This window comes from Synechococcus sp. R50.1 (assembly GCF_047462115.1).
In the GTDB taxonomy this organism is placed as follows: domain Bacteria; phylum Cyanobacteriota; class Cyanobacteriia; order Thermostichales; family Thermostichaceae; genus Thermostichus.
This window is the reverse complement of record NZ_JANSIN010000008.1, coordinates 44610-65136: the sequence shown is the minus strand read 5'-3', so window position 1 is coordinate 65136 and position 20527 is coordinate 44610. Positions and strand designations below refer to the sequence as shown.

The 20527-nt window shown below is 57.0% G+C and carries 17 protein-coding genes; 9 read left to right on the top strand and 8 right to left on the bottom strand.

From position 1 onward, the window contains the following. Positions 1 to 150: 150 nt before the first annotated feature. The 5 genes from NW870_RS03950 to rplI all read right to left on the bottom strand — a co-directional run bounded on the left by NW870_RS03950 (position 151) and on the right by rplI (position 5627). Positions 151 to 1038 carry a TerC family protein gene (locus NW870_RS03950; RefSeq protein WP_414374009.1) on the bottom strand — a complete coding sequence of 296 codons (888 nt, stop codon included), beginning with the start codon at positions 1036 to 1038 and terminating at the stop codon, positions 151 to 153. Between the two features lie 260 nt (positions 1039 to 1298). Then, positions 1299 to 2132 carry a nickel pincer cofactor biosynthesis protein LarB gene (gene larB, locus NW870_RS03945; RefSeq protein WP_414374008.1) on the bottom strand — a complete coding sequence of 278 codons (834 nt, stop codon included), beginning with the start codon at positions 2130 to 2132 and terminating at the stop codon, positions 1299 to 1301. Positions 2133 to 2179: 47 nt separating this feature from the next. Further along, complete coding sequence (locus tag NW870_RS03940) at positions 2180 to 3076, bottom strand: universal stress protein (protein ID WP_414374007.1); 897 nt, start codon at positions 3074 to 3076, stop codon at positions 2180 to 2182. A 131-nt stretch (positions 3077 to 3207) separates the two neighbouring features. Continuing rightward, positions 3208 to 4983: a replicative DNA helicase gene (dnaB, locus tag NW870_RS03935; RefSeq protein WP_414374022.1), complete on the bottom strand. Its 1776-nt coding sequence runs from the start codon at positions 4981 to 4983 to the stop codon at positions 3208 to 3210. Between the two features lie 179 nt (positions 4984 to 5162). Further along, positions 5163 to 5627 (bottom strand): 50S ribosomal protein L9, encoded by a 465-nt coding sequence (rplI, locus tag NW870_RS03930; protein WP_414374005.1) that lies wholly within the window; start codon positions 5625 to 5627, stop codon positions 5163 to 5165. Positions 5628 to 6402: 775 nt separating this feature from the next. Between rplI and pstS the strand changes: the two genes are divergently transcribed. The 7 genes from pstS to NW870_RS03895 all read left to right on the top strand — a co-directional run bounded on the left by pstS (position 6403) and on the right by NW870_RS03895 (position 14456). Beyond that, complete coding sequence (gene pstS / locus NW870_RS03925) at positions 6403 to 7479, top strand: phosphate ABC transporter substrate-binding protein PstS (RefSeq protein ID WP_414374003.1); 1077 nt, start codon at positions 6403 to 6405, stop codon at positions 7477 to 7479. 33 nt (positions 7480 to 7512) lie between these two features. Next, positions 7513 to 8481: a phosphate ABC transporter permease subunit PstC gene (gene pstC / locus NW870_RS03920; RefSeq protein ID WP_414351853.1), complete on the top strand. Its 969-nt coding sequence runs from the start codon at positions 7513 to 7515 to the stop codon at positions 8479 to 8481. Between the two features lie 6 nt (positions 8482 to 8487). After that, positions 8488 to 9378, top strand: coding sequence for a phosphate ABC transporter permease PstA (gene pstA / locus NW870_RS03915; protein WP_011432706.1), 891 nt, complete (start codon positions 8488 to 8490; stop codon positions 9376 to 9378). Between the two features lie 82 nt (positions 9379 to 9460). Beyond that, positions 9461 to 10288, top strand: a complete 828-nt coding sequence (gene pstB / locus NW870_RS03910) for a phosphate ABC transporter ATP-binding protein PstB (RefSeq protein ID WP_414374001.1) — start codon at positions 9461 to 9463, stop codon at positions 10286 to 10288. A gap of 95 nt (positions 10289 to 10383) precedes the next feature. Next, the gene (locus NW870_RS03905; protein WP_011432704.1) at positions 10384 to 11211 is read left to right on the top strand and encodes a TlyA family RNA methyltransferase; all 828 of its coding nucleotides are present in this window, start codon (positions 10384 to 10386) and stop codon (positions 11209 to 11211) included. Between the two features lie 43 nt (positions 11212 to 11254). Further along, positions 11255 to 11680 carry a hypothetical protein gene (locus NW870_RS03900; RefSeq protein ID WP_011432703.1) on the top strand — a complete coding sequence of 142 codons (426 nt, stop codon included), beginning with the start codon at positions 11255 to 11257 and terminating at the stop codon, positions 11678 to 11680. 775 nt (positions 11681 to 12455) lie between these two features. After that, positions 12456 to 14456, top strand: coding sequence for a primary-amine oxidase (locus NW870_RS03895; RefSeq protein WP_414355866.1), 2001 nt, complete (start codon positions 12456 to 12458; stop codon positions 14454 to 14456). Positions 14457 to 14551: 95 nt separating this feature from the next. Here NW870_RS03895 and sat read toward each other — a convergent pair whose 3' ends face one another. From sat to NW870_RS03880, 3 genes are all read right to left on the bottom strand, one after another. Beyond that, positions 14552 to 15742 (bottom strand): sulfate adenylyltransferase, encoded by a 1191-nt coding sequence (sat, locus tag NW870_RS03890; protein WP_414373999.1) that lies wholly within the window; start codon positions 15740 to 15742, stop codon positions 14552 to 14554. Positions 15743 to 15907: 165 nt separating this feature from the next. Next, positions 15908 to 16276: a hypothetical protein gene (locus tag NW870_RS03885; protein WP_414329683.1), complete on the bottom strand. Its 369-nt coding sequence runs from the start codon at positions 16274 to 16276 to the stop codon at positions 15908 to 15910. Positions 16277 to 16416: 140 nt separating this feature from the next. After that, complete coding sequence (locus tag NW870_RS03880; protein WP_414373998.1) at positions 16417 to 17199, bottom strand: ParA family protein; 783 nt, start codon at positions 17197 to 17199, stop codon at positions 16417 to 16419. A gap of 124 nt (positions 17200 to 17323) precedes the next feature. On the opposite strand from NW870_RS03880, the gene NW870_RS03875 reads away from it, so the two are divergent. Continuing rightward, the gene (locus tag NW870_RS03875; RefSeq protein ID WP_414373997.1) at positions 17324 to 18610 is read left to right on the top strand and encodes a glucose-1-phosphate adenylyltransferase; all 1287 of its coding nucleotides are present in this window, start codon (positions 17324 to 17326) and stop codon (positions 18608 to 18610) included. A 135-nt stretch (positions 18611 to 18745) separates the two neighbouring features. Further along, a complete protein-coding gene (locus NW870_RS03870; RefSeq protein WP_414373995.1) occupies positions 18746 to 20518 on the top strand; it encodes an ABC1 kinase family protein in 1773 nt (590 codons plus the stop codon). Positions 20519 to 20527 lie beyond the last annotated feature (9 nt).

Here is a 20527-nt window from a genome sequence, read left to right as displayed (position 1 = left end):
CTCCTTTGGGCTGTCTATGCTGCTTCTGAAGCACTTGACCAATGATTTCAAGCAAAACTGGGCGCTCAGGATGCTTCCCTCCTTGAGTCGGCTTCACTGCTAGTTTAGGAGTCGGCAGGGGCCAAGGCAATGAAGCAGCCCACAGCCCCATCAAGGCAGATCAGGGATCCCTGGCGATAGGCCCAAGCCGTACCTCTCCTCTCCATTCTCTCTGCTCTGGGGCTCAGGGGCGAGGTCTTCCTCAAGGGCAGTCACCCAACCGGAGGGGACGATCTCCATCTCGTCTGTAACCCCTGCTCTTTTCTCTTCCCTCTTCTCTCCGTCAGCCAGCTCCGGCTGTTCATCCTGCTCCGAATTGAGTTTCACGCGCCGCGAGAAACCCCAGACAAATAGGGGGATCACAGCCACCACCATCCCCCACTCCGGGATCTCGATTTGGGGGAAAAACACCTCCAACAACATGGTGCTCCCCACCAAGGCGATGATGGCAAAAGCGGCGTCTTCCAGGTGAGAGAACTCGTCCAACCAACGCAAAAACAGAGAAGCCATGTAGCGCATCAGGGTAATGCCGAGAATGCCGCCGAGGATGATTACCCAAGCCTTGCGGGAGACGCCCACCGAAGCGGCGATGCTGTCGAAAGAAAAAACCAGATCCGTCAGTTCCACCATCACCAGGGTCTGCCAAAAATTGGCGTGGCGGGTGATGTCCTGTTCTTGGCCTTCTTCCTCGCCCCGAAAGTGCTGCCAGGCTAGCCAGAGCAGATAACAGGCCCCCAAGAATTGGGCGGGCGGATACTCCACCAACCAAACTGCCGCGAAGACAATGGCAATGCGAAAGCTGTAAGCGCCGATGATGCCCCAGCGCAAGGCCCGATTCTGCTGCTGGGGGGTGGGCAGATGCTTCACCAGAGCTGCTAGGGCAACGGCGTTGTCCGCAGAGAGGGCGGCCTCCAAAAACACCAAAGCCACTACCAAGAAAATATCTGTCCAGGTGAAGGACTGAGTCATCCCTTGCGCCAGGATCAAGGTCGCTCCCATCGCATCTGTTGCATTTTTGACAAGTGTTGCATCAATTAGCATATTCGCGCGTTTTGTCCGCCCCAGTCAGTCCAACACAGCAGTTAACCAGCGTAGGAACCCTCCCCATCTTCGGATAAAGGTACCCCAGAAAAAGGCATGAACCCAGTTAGGTGACCAGAGGCAACACCCTCAAACTCCCGAAGGATGGGAAAGAGAAAGCCCAAGCCTAAACTATGGCCTGAGTATAGCCTGTTTGGCTCAGGATCTATTTACAATTCTTAACCTTCCGAAATCTGTCGATTCCCTGTTGGATCTCCAGTGGGGCCGCATGAACTCAATCGAGCTGCCAGCCGTTGTCCGCAACGCAGGATCTGGCCTGCCAGAATCGCCGCCCCGAAACCGTTATCGATGTTCAGCACTCCCACCCCCGCCGCGCAAGAGTTGAGCATAGTGAGCAGGGCAGCCAAGCCTTGAAAGCTGGCCCCGTAGCCAATGCTGGTGGGCACAGCGATCACCGGACAATCCGCCAGACCCGCCACCACACTGGCCAAGGCCCCCTCCATGCCCGCCACCACGATCAGCACGTCCGCTTGCAGGGCCGCCCAGTTGTGCAGCAGCCGATGGATCCCGGCCACCCCCACATCCCAGAGGCGCTTCACCTGAAATCCGGAAAGCTCCAGCGTGAGGGCGGCTTCTTCTGCCACCGGTAAGTCGGCAGTGCCGGCGGAGATCACGCTGACCTGTCCAGGATGGCTGACCACCTGCTGGGACGGGATCCAACACAAGCGGGCCAACTCGGAATACTGGGCCTGGGGCAAGCGGCTGCGGATCTCGGCATACACCTGGGCTTCGATGCGGGTGGCCAAGGCCAGGGATCCCCGCTGGTGGAGTTGCTCCAGGATCTGGGCAATCTGATCTGGGGTCTTGCCCGGCCCCCACACGGCTTCGGGAAAGCCCGTGCGCAAGGGACGGTGGTGATCCACATGGGCGAAATCTCCCACCGGCTCGAAGGGCAGAAAGCGATAGGCCTGCAGGGCTTGCTCTGGGGTGAGCTTCCCTTGGGCCACCGCCCGAAACAGATCCTGCAGCGCTGTCGTGGAAGGGGGGTTCATGGAAGGTGAGTTCAATCTGCAACACTCGGCTTGGATCTTGCCTGGATTTATTGGGCCAAAGACCCGCGCGGGAAAAACAACACCGGATGCCAACTTTGCCGCAAAATCTCGCCGGTGAGGCTGCGAACCGACCACTCCCAAAAGCTGCCCACATGGGGGGAGGCAGTGGCAATGGCCGTCATGTCTTCATCGGCGGCGGTGGCCAGGATCTCTTTGAGAGGGGATCCCACCCGCACCAGGGTGCGCAGCTGTACGGGCTTCACCTGCTCGCTCAGGGGTTCAAGCACCTGGGCCAGGTCAGCCTCGGCTTTGCGTTGGAGCACCTCCACCGGAGTTCCTTGGTTGCGGCGGGCGCTGGGATCCACCACGTAGAGCAGGGTAAGCGTCTGGCACTGGGAAGTACCGGGCAGCAGGTGGCCGAGATGGTTCAGCAACTGCTGACGCGGCTGCTCAAAGTCAAAGGGCACCAAGAGGCAGCGAAACAGGTGGCGGCTGCGCAAGCGCAATTCTTCCAGGGTAAAGGTAGCCAGCAGCTGGGGGCGCATCACCAGTAGGGGGATTTTCAGCTTCGGCAACAGCGCCATGGTGGTGCTGCCGAACAATTTTTCGGCGAGCAGATTGTGGGTGCCCATGCCTGTGATTAACAGATCGCAGCCGTAGGCTTGGATCCCTTTTAAGATCGCCTCTGCCGGCTTGCCCACCTGCACCAGAGCCTTGACTTCCAACCCCGCCGGGATCGGGTTCAGCAGCTTCTGCAACTGGGCCTGCTCTGCCTGGATTTCGGGGGTAATGTCGTCGGGAATGCCGATGTCGTCCTCTTGCCAATCTACGCTGCGGACGAAGGTGACGCGCTCGATGCCATTGCTGTGCAGATCTTCTAGACACTTGCCAAAACGCTGCAGGCCATCTCGGCGGTCGGTGGCAATTAACACGTTTTTAAACATATCGTTTTGAGCATTAGGAGAGAGGGTAGCCGGCTCAAGAGCAACGCTTTGGCCCGCAGCGATCCTAAGCTAACACCTTGCGGGGTTGTTCCCAAGGCAGCAGCTCCGGATCCCTCTTCGGCATCGATTGCTCAGCGGTTGGGATCTGCCAGGTTGCGAAACTGGGTGTACTGGCTTTCGAACAGCAGGCGCACAGTGCCGGTGGGGCCGTTGCGATGTTTGGCAATGATGACCTCGGCAATGCCGCGATCGCTGGTGTTGGGATCGTAATACTCGGGGCGGTAGATCATCATCACCAGATCGGCATCCTGCTCGATGCTGTTGTGTACCAGCAGCCCGTTGGCCACAAAGTTGTGGTGGCGGGGCATCTCGATGTCGTAAACCGGCTGAGGCTCCCCCGGCTCGCTGATGAGCACCACCGGATCCCAGATCAGCCCCTCCTGCACCACCACTGCCACCTCTTCCTCCAATTGCAGCTCGTCGAGGGTTTTCCAGCCGTCTGGGGTCAAGAAGGGATGGTTGCCGGTGGCGCGAATGGAAAAGTTGAGGCGGGTCTTCAGAACACAGGTGGGCTGCCGACCACTGCAAAACACCTTCACAGGCTGTTGGGGCACCAAGCGCCCGCGCCCGTTCAAGCTGAGCAGGCGGGGCAGTTCCGCCGCAGCCGGCAGGGCCGCCAGTTGATCCAGCCGCCAGATCTTGCCGCGATCCACATCCATCACCTGCGTATCCCCGGCCAGACAGCCCGATTCCCGCAGGTCTGCCAGTTGCGGGCGCTTATCGGAGCGCGACTCGACAGCCCGACTGAGCTGAGACAGCACCAGCACCGGCACCATCAGCTCCTTGGCCATGGCCTTGAGGCCACGGGTAATGCGCGACAGCTCCTGCACCCGGTTGTCAGCAGCGGATCCCTGCATCAGTTGTAGGTAGTCGATCAACACCATCCCCAACGTTCCCCCCTGTTCCGCCTGCAAACGCCGCGCTTTGGAGCGAATTTCTGTAACGGTACAGTCGGGGGTATCGTCGATGAACAGGGGCAATTGCGATAAAAAACCAATGGCTTGTCCCAGGCGCTGCCACTCGTGTTCGCTGATGCGCCCAGAACGCAGACGGCTGCTGTCGATGCGGGCTTCGCTGGCCAAAAGCCGCTGCACCAGTTGCTCCCTCGACATTTCCAGGCTAAAGATAGCGACCGGCTGCTTGGCATAGGCAGCCACATTTTGGGCAATGTTGAGGGCAAGACTGGTTTTCCCCATCGAGGGACGACCGGCCAGGATCAACAAGTCGGATCGCTGCAAGCCCTGAGTCAGGTTATCCAGGTCGATGAATTTGGTCGGGATCCCCGGAAGCTGTGCCCCGCTTTGGAACTTCTCTTCCAAGTCCGAGAAGATATTGACCAAAACCTCAGAAGCCGGGATGAGGCTACGCTGCACTCGCTCTTGGGTGAGGCCAAACACCTGCTGCTCGGCTTGATCCATCACCTGAGACAGGGGCTGACTGGTATCGTAGGCCAAACGAGCCAGGGTGTTGCTCACCTGGATCAACTGGCGGCGCATGTATTTATCCATCACCAGGCGAGCATACTGGTCGATGTTGACGCTGCTGACGGTTTGCTCTAGCAGGCGACGAATCGCCCCTGTTCCTCCCACCCGCTCCAGAAGATGATGATCCGCCAACCAGGCAGACACAGTCATCAGGTCAGTGGGCTGCCCTTGGCTGTGCAGTTGGAGAGCAGCCCGGTAAATCTCTTGGTGGGCAGAGATATAGAACATCTCTGGACGCAGAAACTCCGCGACCCGCACCAACGCATCCGGATCGAGGAGAATGCCCCCCAGGATTTCCTCCTCGGCTTCAATGTTTTGAGGAGGAAGCCGATCCCCACCCGTTAAGTCGTAATCGCTGATCACCACAAGCCAGGAGTAGGAAAATCAACCCAGCCCTAGGGCAACCGGCCTCTCAGCCAGTCAGCTCCAATCGTCAGGCGGGTCAAGCTCTAGGCTGAGCATACCCGCTTGTTGCCTAAGGCAAAAACCCTACTCACCCCGGGATCCCTCACGGGAACTCAGGGATCCTCGAAGGTGAGTCCTCATTCGGGAGTAACCTGAATGCGCAGCGTAGCGGTAACTTCGGGGTGTAACTTTACCTGCACGGGATAAACCCCGGTTTTTTTGATTTCCTCGTTGAGGAGAATGTTGCGGCGGTCGATATCTAGACCGCTGGTAGCCAGCACCACCTCAGCAATATCGCTGGTGGTCACCTGCCCAAATAGGAGGTCGTGTTCTCCCACTTTCTTACGGATGACAAAGCGACCGATGGTCTCCAGAGCAGTCTTGTAGTTTTCCGCCTGTTGCTTTTCCGCCAACTTGCGAGCCGCTTCTTGCTCCAAGCGCATTTGCTGCTCCTTCAGTATGCCAGGGGTAACCCGCACCGCCATCTGCCGCGGGAAGAGGTAGTTGCGAGCATAGCCGGGCTTGACGTTGACAATCTCTCCGGGCTTGCCCAGCCCTGGGATCGCCTGGCGCAGCACAACCTGCATGTTACGTTTCGACATTGGGAAGACACTTCTTTTCTCGACAGCCCTCCATTCTAGAGGCTCAGTAGAGCCATTGTCAGCTTATGGTCATTTCGATTCAAACCAGGACACTGCACCCCCACCTAGAACGTTGGTCGCGCCGTCGCGTCAGCGTTACGGAGCAATAATGTACGGGGGAAGAAGGCTTTTCTCAGTAGCCCAGGCGTCTCACCCTAGCCTGAAACGACTATAAACTCCAAAGCAAGCTGCCCCCTACGCCTCAGCCCTTTGGCATGAGGGATCCCTTCTCGGAGCTCATTGCCGATGAAGCTCTCTTGCCGCTCGCAACCCCGGTAGGAAGACAAGAAGCCACCTTGTTTCTAAACCAAAAATGCGGAAGGTTATTTGTTTCAGGAAATACTTAGCAGAGGGTATAGAGTGGCTGACACCAAAGGGGATCCCTTGAGGGGTTTGCAACATTTGGCGGATATCCCTAGAGATAACCTGGGCTTAGCCTCGTTTTAACCAAAAACAACTGGCCTTTACGTTATAGTAGCTGCGCGGACTGGCGAAGTCTTCAATGGAGCGTTCCCGAGGGAACCCTGCGTGCTCAAAGGGATCCCTGGGATGTTGCTATTGGTTGAAGGCTTGTTGAGGATCGCAGGGTTAGCTTGAGGGTTGCCTCCAAGCTTCCAGGCGGTAGTGGCATACCCAGCCCGACGAGTTTTGATTGGGTTGGGTAAGGTTCTCGAGTGAAGTAGCCTTTTTTAGATCTGGGCTAGGATTTTATCTTCATCTGGGAGAGGAGATCTGTATGGTGACGTTGCACCCCTTGGAGCGTCGTTCTTTCCTGAAGTTTCTATCTGCCACTGTTGCCGGCTTTGCGGCCAGTCAGACGAATTGGCAGCGGGTGTTTGCTCGGCAGACCATCACCATCAATGGCGCTGGGGCGACCTTCCCGGCCCCCATCTATCAAACTTGGGCCCAAGAGTTTGGCAAGAAAAACCCTAACATCCAGGTCAACTATCAGTCTGTAGGAAGCGGTGCGGGTCGTCGGCAGTTTGTAGCCCGCACGGTCGATTTCGGTGCCAGTGACAGCGTGCCCCGTCCTGAAGAGATCAACCAAATTGAGAATGAGGCTAACCCTCCCAAAGGGATGGTTTCTGTACCCATGGTGGGCGGAGCGTTAGTTGCAGCGTACAACATTCCTGGGGTGGGCCCCGAAATCCGCCTTTCCCGCCTGGCACTGGCGAATATCTTCCTGGGCAAGATCAAGAACTGGAACGATCCCCTGCTGGCTGGCCTTAACCCAGGGGTGACTTTCCCGGATTTGCCGATTACCGTCGTGCATCGCTCTGATGGAAGTGGTACCACCGATATCTTCACCACTCACCTCAACGCTATTAGCCCAGAGTGGAAGCAAAAGGTGGGTCGCGGCTCTTCGGTAAACTGGCCAACCGGCGTAGGGGCGCGTGGGAACGAAGGGGTTTCCGAGCAGATCAAGCAAATTCCTGGCTCGATTGGCTACGTGGAATTCGGCTTTGCCAAGCTCAACAACCTGAACATTGCCCGTCTGGAAAACCGGGCAGGCAAGTTTGTAACTCCCAACGTCGAGACGGAGAAAGCGGCGCTGGCCAGAATTCAGCTCGACGAGCGTTTGCTGGGGGTCGATCCGGATCCTAGTGGGGAAGACTCTTACCCTATTGCGGGCTACACCTGGATCCTTGCCTACAAGGTTTACCCCAAAGCCGAGACTTCCAAGGCCGTTAGAGAGTTTCTCCGCTACGGCCTCACTGAGGGGCAGGCTTTCGCTGAGCAGTTGGGATATGTCCCTCTGCCGGAAGAAACGCGGCAAAAAGCTCTGGCTGCGCTGGAAGGCATTACCCCGTAAAAACTCTTACCAACCACTTCTGGCTTCAGGCGGATGAATACCTTTTTTTCTGACAGCAGTTCTATGTTTCGGCCTCGGCCGGTTTTCCAGCGCCGGCGCGACCAGGTTTTTATCTGGGCTACGCGGATTGCCGTGTTTTTCTCGGCCTTCCTGCTGCTCTGGATTGCTCTGGAGATCGGCATTCAGTCTTTACCTGCTATAGACAGGTTTGGACTAAGCTTTTTCTGGAACACCACCTGGGATCCGGTCGAGGATATCTATGGGGCCTGGCCACAGATCTACGGCACGCTAGTGACTTCTCTCATCGCTCTGATTGTGGGGGTTCCTTTTAGCTTTGGCATCTCTATTTTTCTGAGCGAGGATTTTCTTCCGAAGTCCTTGCGTCTGGCTCTGATCATTGTGGTTGAGCTGTTGGCGGCTATTCCCAGTGTGGTGTTCGGCATTTGGGGATTGTTTGTCTTCATCCCCTTCTTCCGCCCCGTTCAGATGTTCCTGTACGAGAACTTCAATTGGCTTCCCATTTTCAGCACACCACCGATTGGGCCGGGGATGCTGACGGCAGGGGTTGTCTTGGGGATCATGATCATCCCCATCATCACGGCCATCGCCAGAGAGGTTTTGGTGGCTGTTCCTCCTGAGCTGCGCGCGGCTGCCTATGCGATGGGGGCTACGCGATGGGAAGCCATTTTTGGAGTGGTACTACCGGCTGCGATTGGGGGTATGTTGGGGGCTGTGGTGCTGGGTTTGGGACGCGCCCTGGGCGAGACCATGGCGGTGGCAATGCTGATTGGCAATGCGCGGGGGATTAGAGTCTCGCTTTTGGCCCCTGCCAGCAACATCCCTGCATTGCTGGCCAGCGAGTTTGCAGAAGCAGCCGACGAGCAGATCTCGGCTCTGATGTATGCGGCTTTGATCTTGCTGGTCATTACGCTGGTGGTCAACATCATCGCTGAGCTATTGGTTCGTCAGGTCAAGTTTGCTTTGACGGCTTCTCGGGAGTAGAGGAACATGGCGACACAAGTGGCAGCACAGGCCAATTTGTTCAAACGCAAAGTCAGATCCAAGCGCGTCGTGCTGGACTGGGTGATGACAGGCCTGATCTTTGCTTCCAGCATTTTTGCGATTGTTGTGCTCGCTTCCATCCTTTACTATGTTTTCGTCAATGGCATTGAGCGCTTCAATTGGCAGACCTTAACCCAGCTTCCTCCTCCTCCTGGCGATCAGGTAGGCGGCTTTGGCAACGCTGTGCTGGGAACGATCATTGTGGTATCGATTGCCATTACAATCACTTTCCCTATTGGTCTATTTGCTGCGATCTATCTCTCGGAGTTCGGCCAGAACAGTTCTACAGCATCATCTCTGCGTTTCATTATCAAAGTGCTGACGGGGGTTCCTTCCATCATCGCTGGCGTGTTCGCCTATGGGGTGCTGGTGCTTTCCACCAAGACCTTTTCTGCCCTTTCTGGCGGAGTAGCTCTATCGGTATTGACTTTGCCGATCATCATCCTCTCCTGCGAGGAGGCTCTGCGCTTGGTGCCGGCGGACACTCGGGCTGCCGCCTACGCCTTGGGAGCTTCGCGGGTGCAGACTGTGTTTCGGGTCGTTTTGCCAGCTGCTTTGCCGGTCGTTCTGACGGGAGTGACCTTGGCCATTGCCCGAGCAGCTGGGGAGACTGCACCTCTAATTTTTACTGCTCTGTTCAGCTTTCTATGGCCTGATGGTCTGCTGAAGCCAGTAGCCTCGTTGGCGGTGCTGATCTACAACTTTGCCATTGTTCCCTTCGAGAACCAGCAGAAAATTGCTTGGGGAGGAGCCTTGGCTTTGGTGATTCTGGTTTTGATCACCACGATCAGTTTCCGGCTGCTGCTGAGTCGTCGTCAGGAAACCATTACTATCTGATCTGGTTCTTCTGAGATTTTTGCCTCACTATTCTTCGATTTTGAGTTTGGGTTCTGAAGCAACGTCTACCTCTGGTATTCCCATGCGCCCTCCATTTCCCGGCACTCCTGATTCCTCTAAGAAGTCTGCCAAGTTAACTGTTGAGCTGGAAACGCAAGCAGTCAGTGTTTACTACGGCTCTCATTTGGCGGTGAAGCAGGTTTCTCTGAAGATTCCCAAGAATCACATCACTGCTTTTATTGGCCCTTCCGGCTGCGGCAAGAGTACTTTGCTGCGCTGCTTTAACCGCATGAACGATCTGATCCCGGGGGCGAGAGTAGACGGATCCGTAATTTTTCACGGGAAAAACATCTACGATCCCGATGTAGATCCTGCTGAAGTGCGGCGGCGAGTTGGCCTGGTGTTCCAAAAGCCCAACCCCTTCCCGAAGTCCATCTACGACAACATTGCCTTTGGGCCACGGGTCAACGGCTACCAAGGAGACTTGGATGAGCTGGTAGAGCGCGCATTGCGTCAGGCCGTCCTCTGGGACGAGGTGAAAGACAAGTTGAAGACGAGCGGCCTCTCCCTTTCGGGGGGACAGCAGCAGCGCCTCTGCATTGCCCGCACCTTGGCCATCCAACCAGAGGTGATCCTGATGGACGAGCCCTGTGCCTCGTTGGATCCAATCTCCACGTTGCGCATTGAGGAGTTGCTCAAGGAACTGGGCCGTCGCTACACGATCATTATCGTTACCCACAACATGCAGCAGGCAGCGCGGGTCTCCGACTTTACCGCCTTCTTCAACACTGAAGTCGACGAAGAGGGGTTTCGCTACGGACGGCTGGTGGAGTTTAACCGCACTGAGAAAATCTTTAACTCTCCCGCCCATCGGGAAACGGAAGAGTACGTGAGCGGACGGTTCGGCTAATCTGCTGTTGGCGATCCCTCAATTCTGGTCAGTTGGGATCCCGCTCGCCTATTCTAATGGGCGGGAAGATCTATGCAAGGTGAGGCACCGGCGAGATGGCCAAGCGGGTGCGTCTGGATAGCTGGTTGGTGGAGCGCGGATATTTTTCCTCACGCCAGCAAGCGCAACGCTCCATTTTGGCAGGAGAAGTCTTTCTAAATGGGGTGCGGGCGGAAAAGCCTGGAACCTGGGTGAGCGGGGATCCAGCGGTGCAAGTCCAGTCTGGGCCTGCTTTTGTCTCACGGGGGGGAGAAAAGCTACAGGGGGCGCTGCAAACTTTTCCTGTTCAGGTGCAGGGTCGTATTTGTTTGGATGCGGGCATTTCCACAGGAGGTTTTACAGACTGCTTGTTGAAACGGGGAGCCCAGCGGGTCTACGGAGTGGATGTGGGCTATGGGCAACTGGCCTGGTCTTTGCGAACGGATGCGCGGGTGATCCTAAAGGAGCGGGCCAACTTGCGCCATCTGCAGCCGGAGGATCTGTACGGAAGCGAGGCACCTCCCCAGAGCTGGCCGGATTTGGCGGTGGTAGACCTGTCTTTTATTTCCCTGACTAAGGTGCTAGCTCCGCTGTGGAACCTGTTGCGTTTCCCACGGGAGGCGCTGTTGCTGGTGAAGCCCCAGTTTGAGGCGGGCCGAGACCAGGTGGGTAAAAAGGGGGTGGTACGGGATCCGGTTGTCCATGCCCGCGTGCTGGAGACGGTGATGCGCTCGGCCGTGGCCCAGGGCTGGCAGGTGCAAGGCTACACGTGGTCGCCCATCACTGGCCCTGCCGGCAATATCGAGTATTGGCTCTGGCTGGCTGAAGGAGAAGGGATCCCTCTCCCCAGCGGCAGTGCGCTACAACAGATGAGCGAGCAGGCGAGAGCGACTTTACATGCATAGATCGTCGATTTTGTCAATAAGCTAATGTGCTGGATTGAGGGAGATGAGCCAAAAAATTGAAGAATTATTTCAGGAAGGGATTCGGCGCTATGAATCCGGGGAAGCGGCCAAGACGTTAATTCCCTCTTTTGAGTCGATCTGTAAGGGATCCCCAAAGGCGGCGGCGGCTTGGACGTGCTTGTCCTGGCTCTACCTTCTGGAGGGGCAGGCGGAAAAAGCTCTGAAGGCCGCCCAGACTGCTGTGAAGTTGGATCCGGTGGATGCCCAGCCCCGTGTGAATCTGACCCTAGCCATGCTGGAGCTGAAAAAAACCGGGGTACGCCAGCAGGTGGAGGCCATTAAGCAAATCTTGGCACGGGATCCCGAGCAGATTGAGGGTGTCAAATCCAACCTGCAAGAGGGAGGGAACCGCCGTCCTGCTTGGCCCCACTTGAGCAAGATTTACAACTGGCTCTTTGAAGAAGATTAAGTGACCCTATTCCTGGTTTTGCAACAAGACTTTAGGAAAATCTAGAGCTTTTTATTTTAATCTACAACTCTTAGCGATGTTCTCATGGAGTTGGTGCTAAACTTCTTGTACCCAATAGCAATATGGGATCCATTTATCGATAGGGGTTAGCTCTCGTCGCTTCTCTTCCCCGGCCTCAGTTGATTGATGAGATTGAACTCCGGGCTGGCGCGAGATGCTTAGCTCGGCGGTGGCTGCACTTCATTATATTGCAGTGGTGTTGCACTGCCGCCGCTTCCATAGCCACTGAATCGAGTCCCGTTTTCCAACCTCACTTTTTTGACGCCTTTGACTGCAGATGGGAGGAACTTTAAGATGAACCGTCAGACCGTTTGGGTTAAGAGCGATACCCGAAACCACCAAGGCCACTTCATCCCCCAGTCTGAGTATACTTTGGTCGAGGCTGACCAAAATGGCTGGGCGCTGATCTGTGCTGACAATGCCCGCTGCTATTATGTGGATCCCGAACAACTCCGGTTTGAAGCGGGATGAGGGCTGTTGCCACCTATTCAGGGCTTTTTGACCTCAGGGTGTAGGAGAGCCGGATTCCCGTCATGCATTCTCCCCATGCCTTTGGCGTGGGGTTTTTTATGGGATAAGGCAGAGGCCGGCAGCGGACTTGGTAGCGTTGGATGCACTTGTAACCCCGTCCATATGCTTGAATGAGGCCACTTTAGAGGGGTGGGCTTGGCCGGCAATCCTCACCCCATCCGCATACCCAAAAGGGGGTTTATCCATGTTGAACATTGGGCGGCAGTGGCCACGTTGGCTAAAGATATTGGTTATCACAGTTGTATTTGGCGTCGGTATTGTAGCTCTGACCATCGCCAGTTCGCCGGGATCCCCCAAGGCCTCTCACCCGCTGGATCCCCTGACTGCCGAGGAAATTAAAATGACGGCCAGCGTTATCCGCAAGGCCGAGAACTTGGCCGAGGATGCCACCTTTGTGCTGATCGATCTGCGGGAGCCCGACAAAGCCGAGGTGCTCAGCTTTCAGCCAGGGGATCCCTTTCGCCGAGAAGCTTTTGCCATCGTTTACGAACCGAAGGCCAACCGCACCCACGAAGCCATTGTCGACCTGATGGAAAACAAGCTGGTTAGCTGGACGGAAGTGACCGGTGTGCAACCGGCGATGGTGAGCAGCGAGTTTGGGTTGGCCGCAGAAGTGGTGAAGGCGGATCCCGGCTGGCAAGAGGCAATGCGCAAGCGGGGGATCACCGATTTCGACCGCGTGGCTGTGGATTGTTGGGCGCCGGGCAACTTGAGCGAAGAGGAAAAAGCGTCCGGAAATCGCTTCTGTCGCGGCATTTCCTACTACAAAGGCGACAACTGGAACTACTACGGTGCCCCCATTGAAGGGGTTTTGGCCACTGTGAACCTGAACACGGGAAAAGTCTCAAAGCTGATCGACGATGACACCCTTGTGGCCTTCTCCAAAGAGAGCTTTGACTACGACCTCGCTTCTCTGGGCAGCGTTCGCCCCGCCCCCAAACCTCTAAAAATTACCCACCCCGAGGGCGCCAGCTACGACATCAAGGGTAACGAGATCACCTGGCAAGGCTGGAAGTTCCGCTACCTGATGCACCCGCGCGAGGGATTGGTGCTCTACACTGCTCGCTACCAAGAGGGAGAAGAAGAACGGCCTGTGTTCTACCGGGTGAGCCTCTCGGAGATGGTGGTGCCCTACGGGGATCCCGATGAAACCTGGTATTTCCGCAACGCCTTTGATGTGGGGGAATACAACTTTGGCTTGCTCGCCAACACCATGGAGCTGGGCAAGGAGGTACCGGAGAACGGCCTGTTGCTGGATGCCGTCTTTGCCGACAACGATGGGGAGCCCTACGTGATGCCGGGGGTGATTGGCCTCTACGAGCGGGATAACGGCATGCTCTGGAAGCACTACGAGTACAACACAAAGCGCAACGATGTGCGCCGCAGCCGTGAGTTGGTCATGACCATGACCGCCGCCATCGGCAATTACGACTACGGCATTAGCTGGGTGTTTCACCAGGATGGCACCTTTGAAGTGCAGGCAGATCTGACCGGAATCGTCTTGGCCAAGGGTACAGATGCTGTGACGACTGCTGACGCGGATCCCTTTGCCCCCCTGATGGCACCCAATGTGGGCGGTACCAACCACCAGCACTACTTCAGCTTCCGGCTGGATATGGATGTGGATGGCACCGACAATGCCGTTATGGAGATGAACCTCAAGCCCCTGCCCCAAAGCCCCGACAACCCGGCAGGCAACGCCTTCATCATGGAGGAGAAGCATTTGCTCAGCGAAAAAGAGGCCGTACGGGACTTGAACATGGCCAGCAGCCGTAAGTGGGTCATCGTCTCCAGCAGCAAGACCAACGCCCTCGGCGCTCCTACCGGCTACGCCCTCATGCCCGGCCCCAATGCCATGTTCCTGCCGGTCGAGGGATCCAACGTGCGGGAGCGGGCCGGATTTGCCACCCACCACTTCTGGGCTACCCACTACCAGCCCGGCGAACTGTATGCTGCTGGCCCTTATCCCAACCAAAGCGGGCCTGGAGAAGGATTGCCGAAGTGGGTGAGCGACGACCAACCTCTAGAAGGGGAGGATCTGGTGGTTTGGTATTCCTTGGGCGTTTCCCATGTGCCGCGCCCAGAGGATTGGCCGGTGATGCCTGTACACAGAACGGGCTTTAAGCTGATACCTTGGGGCTTCTTCGACCGCAACCCGACGATCAATCTGGCGGAGCCGGCCTGATATTCGGCTTGAATCTTGTTAACTTCAACTTTCAATACAGAGGGTCTGGTCTGTCCCAGGCCCTTTTTGACTGCCACTTAGGGAGATTCCCAGGGTTAACCCCGCTCTCGCATGGCTTCGGCCAGCAGCCGGGCCACTTCTGGTCGAGAAAACTCCGGCGGGGGCACTTCACCGCGGCGCAGCATTTCCCGCACCTTGGTACCTGAGAGGTGAATGCGCTGGTGAGGCTGGCTGGGGCTGGTCTTGGCCGTGGCCATGGTGCCGGTGACGGTGCAATAGAAAGCATGTTCAAACTTCAAGGGAATGATGCCCAGCTCCCCCGGCTGGAACTCATCGAAAATGTGTTGGGCATCGTAGGTACCGTAGTAGTTCCCCACCCCGGCGTGATCCCGCCCCACAATGAAATGGGTACAGCCATAGTTTTTGCGAATGAGAGCATGGAAAATAGCCTCGCGGGGGCCGGCGTAGCGCATCGACGCAGGGTTGATGGCCAAGATCACCCGCTCCTTGGGGTAGTACTTTTCGATCAACACCTCGTAGCAGCGCATACGCACATCGGCGGGAATGTCGTCGCTTTTGGTAGCCCCCACCAGCGGGTGCAAAAATAGCCCGTCCACAATCTCCAAGGCACATTTTTGGATGTATTCATGGGCGCGGTGGATGGGGTTGCGGGTTTGGAAGCCTACAATGGTTCTCCAGCCTCTTTCCCGAAACAGTTGCCGCGATTGGGCCGGATCGATCTGGTAGGCCGGAAAAAGAGGGTGGGGATCCCGCTGCAGGAGGGTGACGGGGCCGGCCAAATAGACGGATCCCTGCTCGTAGAGCACCTTTACCCCTGGATGTTGCTCATCGGTGGTGCGATAAACTTGCAGGGCTTCGTATGTTTTATCGTAGGTGAACTTCTCGGTCAGCTCCAGTAAGCCCAGGATCTTGCCCGCGGAGCTGGCCAAGGCAATCATTTGCCCCTCTTTCAGACCCGCTGCCACTTCTGAGGAGACCGGCAGGGTGACCGGCAGCGACCAAGCCAAGCCATTGGCCAGGTGCATTGTTTCCAGAACGGCCTGGTAATCTTCCCGCCCCATAAACCCCGTTAGCGGGCTGAAGCCCCCAATGGCGATCATCTCCAGATCCGATTGGGCCCGCTCGTCGAGATAAAGAATGGGGCAATGTTCGGCTTTGGAACGCAGCTCCTGCGCCTGCTCAGGCGGGGCAATGCGGTTGATCAGGGTGCCCCCGTGGGGCGGAATGGCATCACCAGCAGGGAGAGTCGATGGAGATTGGCTCATGAGAAGGGCACTGAGAACAAAGGTTATCCAATCCAATATCCAACTATCGGATCCCGGATCTCCAGGAAGCAGGGAAAAAAGCACAGGTCGGGCTGAAAACAGGAGGGAGCAGAACAGGTGGAGACCCCATCCAAATCACGCCCTCAGGGATCCCCTCCATCCCAGTCAATCCAACAAATAGGGGGGCATGCTTTCATCGGTGGCCGATACGTTGTCGAAGATGGGCCGATTCATGATCTTCTTTTGCGCGTGCAGAGGTGAGGATTGGGGTTTGGGCTGAATGATGGGGGCTTGCTCTTTGGGTTTCCGTAACTCCTGGATGGTTTTGGCCCGCTCGTCCGCAACCGCTTGCAACTGCGCCAGCGCCTTTTGCAATTCGTCCCGATGGGCAGTAACCTGCTGCAATTGAGCTTGCAGGGTAGAGACTTTGTTTTGGTAGTCTTGCAAGAGTTGTTGAGCTTCGGCCAGTTGGCTTTTGAGGGCTGCAATTTCCGGCAATTCTGGGGTTGGTTCTGGGGGAGACTGAGAAGACATCGTTGTCGGCTCCTCGCCTGTGGGAGTAGACTCTGCGGAGGTGGGCTCTGAACTGGTTTTAGCACTGGCCTTGCGCCGAATTCCGCCGGAGCGGCGGGAAGTTTCCCCCGACGAAGGAAAGAGGCTGCGGTCAGATCCAGTCACAAGAGCACCTCGCGTTCAACAAACTGCAGCAGCCGCTGACACACCGCCGATCCAGGCCGATAGTCCATCACCGTCAAGCCGTAGTCAAAAGCAATGCGCAAATCGCTGCTATCTGGAATAGTAACGGGTGAAAGCACATCCGCAAAAATCTGTTGCGCTTGCACATACAATTGCCCGGTATGGGATCCCGACCAAATGCCCCCCGGCAGATAGCGGTCATCCAGCATTGTCAAAATGGCGCGGGCGTGGCTGAGCTGGCCTTTCAGGGCCTCAATGTAGCGCAAGGTTACTTCCGTGCAGGAGAAATCGGCGCGGTTGAGCCGTGTCGGGATCAGTACCCGCTGGGCCACCCGCAGGGCATTGGCGGTGAGAGCATTCAGTTCTCCCGGCGTATCGAGAAAGATGAAGTCGTAGTCCTGCAGCAAGGGATCCAGTTGGCGCTGCAACAGATTCTGCCCCATCTCTCCAGCAGCAGCCAGTTGGGCCGCCACTTCCGCCATGGTGCTGTGGGAGGGCGCCACATCCACTCCCTTGTCCGTGCAGTAGATCACCTCTTCCAGAGGACGTTGGTGCTGCGGGTGTAAGCTGGCCCAAGCCGTTTCCGGTGCCGGCAAGGATCCGGCCTCTTCCAAGTAGAGACTGCTGGCGGTGGCCTGGGACGTGAGATCGATGAGCAGAACTCGGTATCCCCGTTGGGCCGTCAACTGAGCCGCGTGGACGCAGAGGGTGGACTTGCCGGTGCCCCCTTTGTTGTTGGTAAAGGCCAGGATACGCGCCATCAGCTCCCCCCGTTTTGCCAACTTGTTCCCCTTTCCGAGCAGCCCGGCCAGATCCGACAGGACAGTCGTTGAGGTGGCCCCGCAGCAGTCTATGCTATTGGGTGTAGCCTGGTGGAGGACAACCATGCGCGATGTACTGGCGATCATCTTGGGAGGTGGGCGTGGCACCCGACTTTATCCCCTGACCAAGCGCCGCGCTAAACCTGCTGTGCCCCTGGCCGGCAAATACCGCCTCATCGACATCCCGGTCAGCAACTGCATCAACTCCGACATCGAAAAAATCTACGTCCTCACCCAGTTCAACTCTGCCTCTCTGAACCGCCACATCGTCAACACCTACCGCTTGTCCCCCTTCACAGGCGGCTTTGTGGACGTTTTGGCGGCCCAACAAACCCCTGACAATCCCGATTGGTTCCAAGGCACCGCCGATGCCGTTCGCCAATACCTCTGGCTGATGGACTCCTGGAAGCCGCGGGACTTCCTCATCCTGTCTGGGGATCACCTCTACCGCATGGACTACCGCCCCTTCATCCACCATCACCGGCAGGTGGGAGCCGATGTGACCCTGGCGGTGCTCCCCTGTGAAGAAAAAGTGGCCTCGGGTTTTGGCTTGCTCAAGCTTGGCGAGAACGGTCGCATTGTGGATTTCAAGGAAAAGCCAACAGGAGATCTGCTGAAAGCCTGTCAGGTGGACACCCAAGCCCTCGGCCTCAGCCCGGAAGAAGCCAAAGCCAAGCCCTACATCGCCTCCATGGGCATCTATGTATTCAAGCGAGAAGCTCTGATCGAGATGCTCAAAGTCAAGGAGCACACCGACTTTGGCAAAGAGGTGCTGCCGGCAGCCATCGGCAAGTACCATCTGCAAGCCTACCTCTTCAAGGGTTACTGGGAAGACATCGGCACCATCGAGGCTTTTTATCGGGCCAACCTGGCACTGGTGCAGCAGCCCAACCCGCCCTTCAGCTTCTTCGACAGCGAAATGCCCATCTACACCCGCCCGCGCTTTTTGCCCCCCAACAAAATCCTCGACTCCCAGATTGTCAACTCCATGATCGCCGATGGTTGCATCATCAAAAACGCCCAAATTCGCAACTCCATCATCGGCATTCGCAGCCGCTTGGAGGCCAACACCACCATCGAAAACACCCTGGTGATGGGAGCCGATTACTACGAGTCGGCAGAAGAGCGGCAGGCCAGGCTAGAGGAAGGGATCCCACCGGTGGGCATCGGGGCCAACTCCCACATTGTCAACGCCATCGTGGATAAGAATGCCCGCATTGGGCGCAATGTCCGCATCCTCAACAAGGATCACGTCACCGAAGCGCAGCGGGAAGAGGAGGGGATCTGGATCAGCAATGGCATCGTCACCATCATCAAAGACTCGGTGATCCCGGACAACACCATCATTTGAGGGGGAAACAGGCCGGCCCTGGCCGAGAAGGGGGCAGGATGGGGCTGACAGGCCCTTGCGCAGAAACGGCGAGGCTTTTTCTGTTAAGATGGATACCGAGAGCTTTAAAACAAAAGACTGTGAGATCGCTGGAGTGTGTTTAGTAGAATTTCATCCGTTGCCGCTTTGGAAGTTTACGATCCGCAATTGATCTGCCGCTATTACCGCTGGCGCCTGCCCCAAGTGATCGGTCGGGCGCTGGCCATTCTCTGGCCTTTCTTGTGGTTTGTCCTCTGTTTGCGCTGGGATCAACTGTGGGGCCACACTGATCGCAATGTGGGACGGCGCTCGGTGCAGTTGCGAAAGCTGCTCACCGACCTGGGGCCAACGTTCATCAAGGTGGGTCAGGCCCTCTCCACCCGCCCCGATCTGGTGCGCAAAGACTACCTAGAAGAACTCACCCAACTGCAAGATCAACTGCCGCCATTTCCTTCCGAGCAAGCATTTGCCCGCATCGAATCCGAGTTGGGCCGTCCGATTGCCGAGATCTTTGCCCAGATCTCTCCAGAGCCGGTGGCTGCTGCCAGTTTGGGCCAGGTTTACAAAGCGCAGTTGCACAGCGGCGAATGGGTGGCGGTGAAGGTGCAGCGACCCCATCTGCGAGAGCAGTTGAGCCTGGATCTGTACCTGATTCGCTGGGCCTCGACATGGCTGGGCCCCTGGCTGCCCTTAAACCTGGGCAGTACTTTGACGGCGGTGGTCGATGAGTTTGGCCGCAAGCTTTTTGAAGAGATCGACTACCTGCACGAAGGGCGAAACTGCGAGCGCTTCGCCGAATACTTCCGCGACGATCCGGATGTGTACGTGCCGCGCATCTTCTGGGCTTACAGCACCCGCCGGGTTCTGACCCTGGAGTGGATCGACGGCATCAAGCTGACGGATGTGGAGCGCATTCGAGCAGCCAACCTGGAGGTGAAACAATTGGTGCGTATCGGGGTGGTTGCTGCCCTCAAGCAATTGCTGGAATACGGCTTTTTCCACGCGGATCCCCACCCAGGTAACTTGTTTGCCCTGGCCGATGGTCGCTTGGCTTACATCGATTTCGGCATGATGGATCAGCTTACCGAGGAAATGAAGGAGTACTTGGTGGATGCTCTGGTTCACCTGGTGGATCGCGACTACAACGCCCTGATCGATGACTTTATTCATCTGGGCTTTTTGCAGTCGGATGTCGGCCGCCAAGAGCTGATCCCCGCCTTGGAAAAGGTGCTGGCAGACGTGCTGACCCAAGAGGTGGTCAACTTTAACTTCAAAACGGCCACAGATCAGTTCTCCGACTTGATGTACCGCTACCCCTTTCAGGTGCCCTCCCACTTTGCTCTGGTGATCCGCTCTTTGGTGACCCAAGAGGGAGTAGCCCTCAGCCTCTATCCCCAGTTCCGCATCGTCGGTGTGGCCTATCCCTATGTGGCCAAGCGCCTGCTGACGGACGAATCGCCTCGTATTCGCCAACGGCTGCTGCAAGTGTTGATCAAAGACGGCAAGTTCCGCTGGAACCGCCTGGAGAACCTGATTCAAATTGCCCGCAGCGATGGGGAACTGGATTGGTTGCCCACCGCCCAAATGGGCTTGCGCTACCTGATGTCGGAAGAGGCCCGCGATCTGCGCCGCCAGTTGGTGCTTTCCCTCACAGAAGATGATCGCCTTCACTTTGAGGAGCTGCAGCGCCTGTGGCGGTTGATCAGCCCTGAACTTTCCCCGGCCTACCTCTGGCAGGCGACGCTGAGATCCCTACCCTCGACCGGCGATCTGCAACACACGTTTGCCGAGTTCAGGGATCAGGTGCAAGCCCATCTGGAACATCTTAGCCGCTGGCGGCCACCTCAACCCTGGTCGGATTTGCTGGCAGGAGTGGGACAGGAAAGATAGAACGGAAGA

Coding starts and splice junctions, on each gene's coding strand:
- NW870_RS03950 (WP_414374009.1), bottom strand. CDS start 1,038: ATGGGAGCGACCTTGATCCTGGCGCAAGGGATGACTCAGTCCTTCACC.
- larB (WP_414374008.1), bottom strand. CDS start 2,132: ATGAACCCCCCTTCCACGACAGCGCTGCAGGATCTGTTTCGGGCGGTG.
- NW870_RS03940 (WP_414374007.1), bottom strand. CDS start 3,076: ATGTTTAAAAACGTGTTAATTGCCACCGACCGCCGAGATGGCCTGCAG.
- rplI (WP_414374005.1), bottom strand. CDS start 5,627: ATGTCGAAACGTAACATGCAGGTTGTGCTGCGCCAGGCGATCCCAGGG.
- pstS (WP_414374003.1), top strand. CDS start 6,403: ATGGTGACGTTGCACCCCTTGGAGCGTCGTTCTTTCCTGAAGTTTCTA.
- pstC (WP_414351853.1), top strand. CDS start 7,513: ATGAATACCTTTTTTTCTGACAGCAGTTCTATGTTTCGGCCTCGGCCG.
- pstA (WP_011432706.1), top strand. CDS start 8,488: ATGGCGACACAAGTGGCAGCACAGGCCAATTTGTTCAAACGCAAAGTC.
- pstB (WP_414374001.1), top strand. CDS start 9,461: ATGCGCCCTCCATTTCCCGGCACTCCTGATTCCTCTAAGAAGTCTGCC.
- NW870_RS03905 (WP_011432704.1), top strand. CDS start 10,384: ATGGCCAAGCGGGTGCGTCTGGATAGCTGGTTGGTGGAGCGCGGATAT.
- NW870_RS03900 (WP_011432703.1), top strand. CDS start 11,255: ATGAGCCAAAAAATTGAAGAATTATTTCAGGAAGGGATTCGGCGCTAT.
- NW870_RS03895 (WP_414355866.1), top strand. CDS start 12,456: ATGTTGAACATTGGGCGGCAGTGGCCACGTTGGCTAAAGATATTGGTT.
- sat (WP_414373999.1), bottom strand. CDS start 15,742: ATGAGCCAATCTCCATCGACTCTCCCTGCTGGTGATGCCATTCCGCCC.
- NW870_RS03885 (WP_414329683.1), bottom strand. CDS start 16,276: ATGTCTTCTCAGTCTCCCCCAGAACCAACCCCAGAATTGCCGGAAATT.
- NW870_RS03880 (WP_414373998.1), bottom strand. CDS start 17,199: ATGGCGCGTATCCTGGCCTTTACCAACAACAAAGGGGGCACCGGCAAG.
- NW870_RS03875 (WP_414373997.1), top strand. CDS start 17,324: ATGCGCGATGTACTGGCGATCATCTTGGGAGGTGGGCGTGGCACCCGA.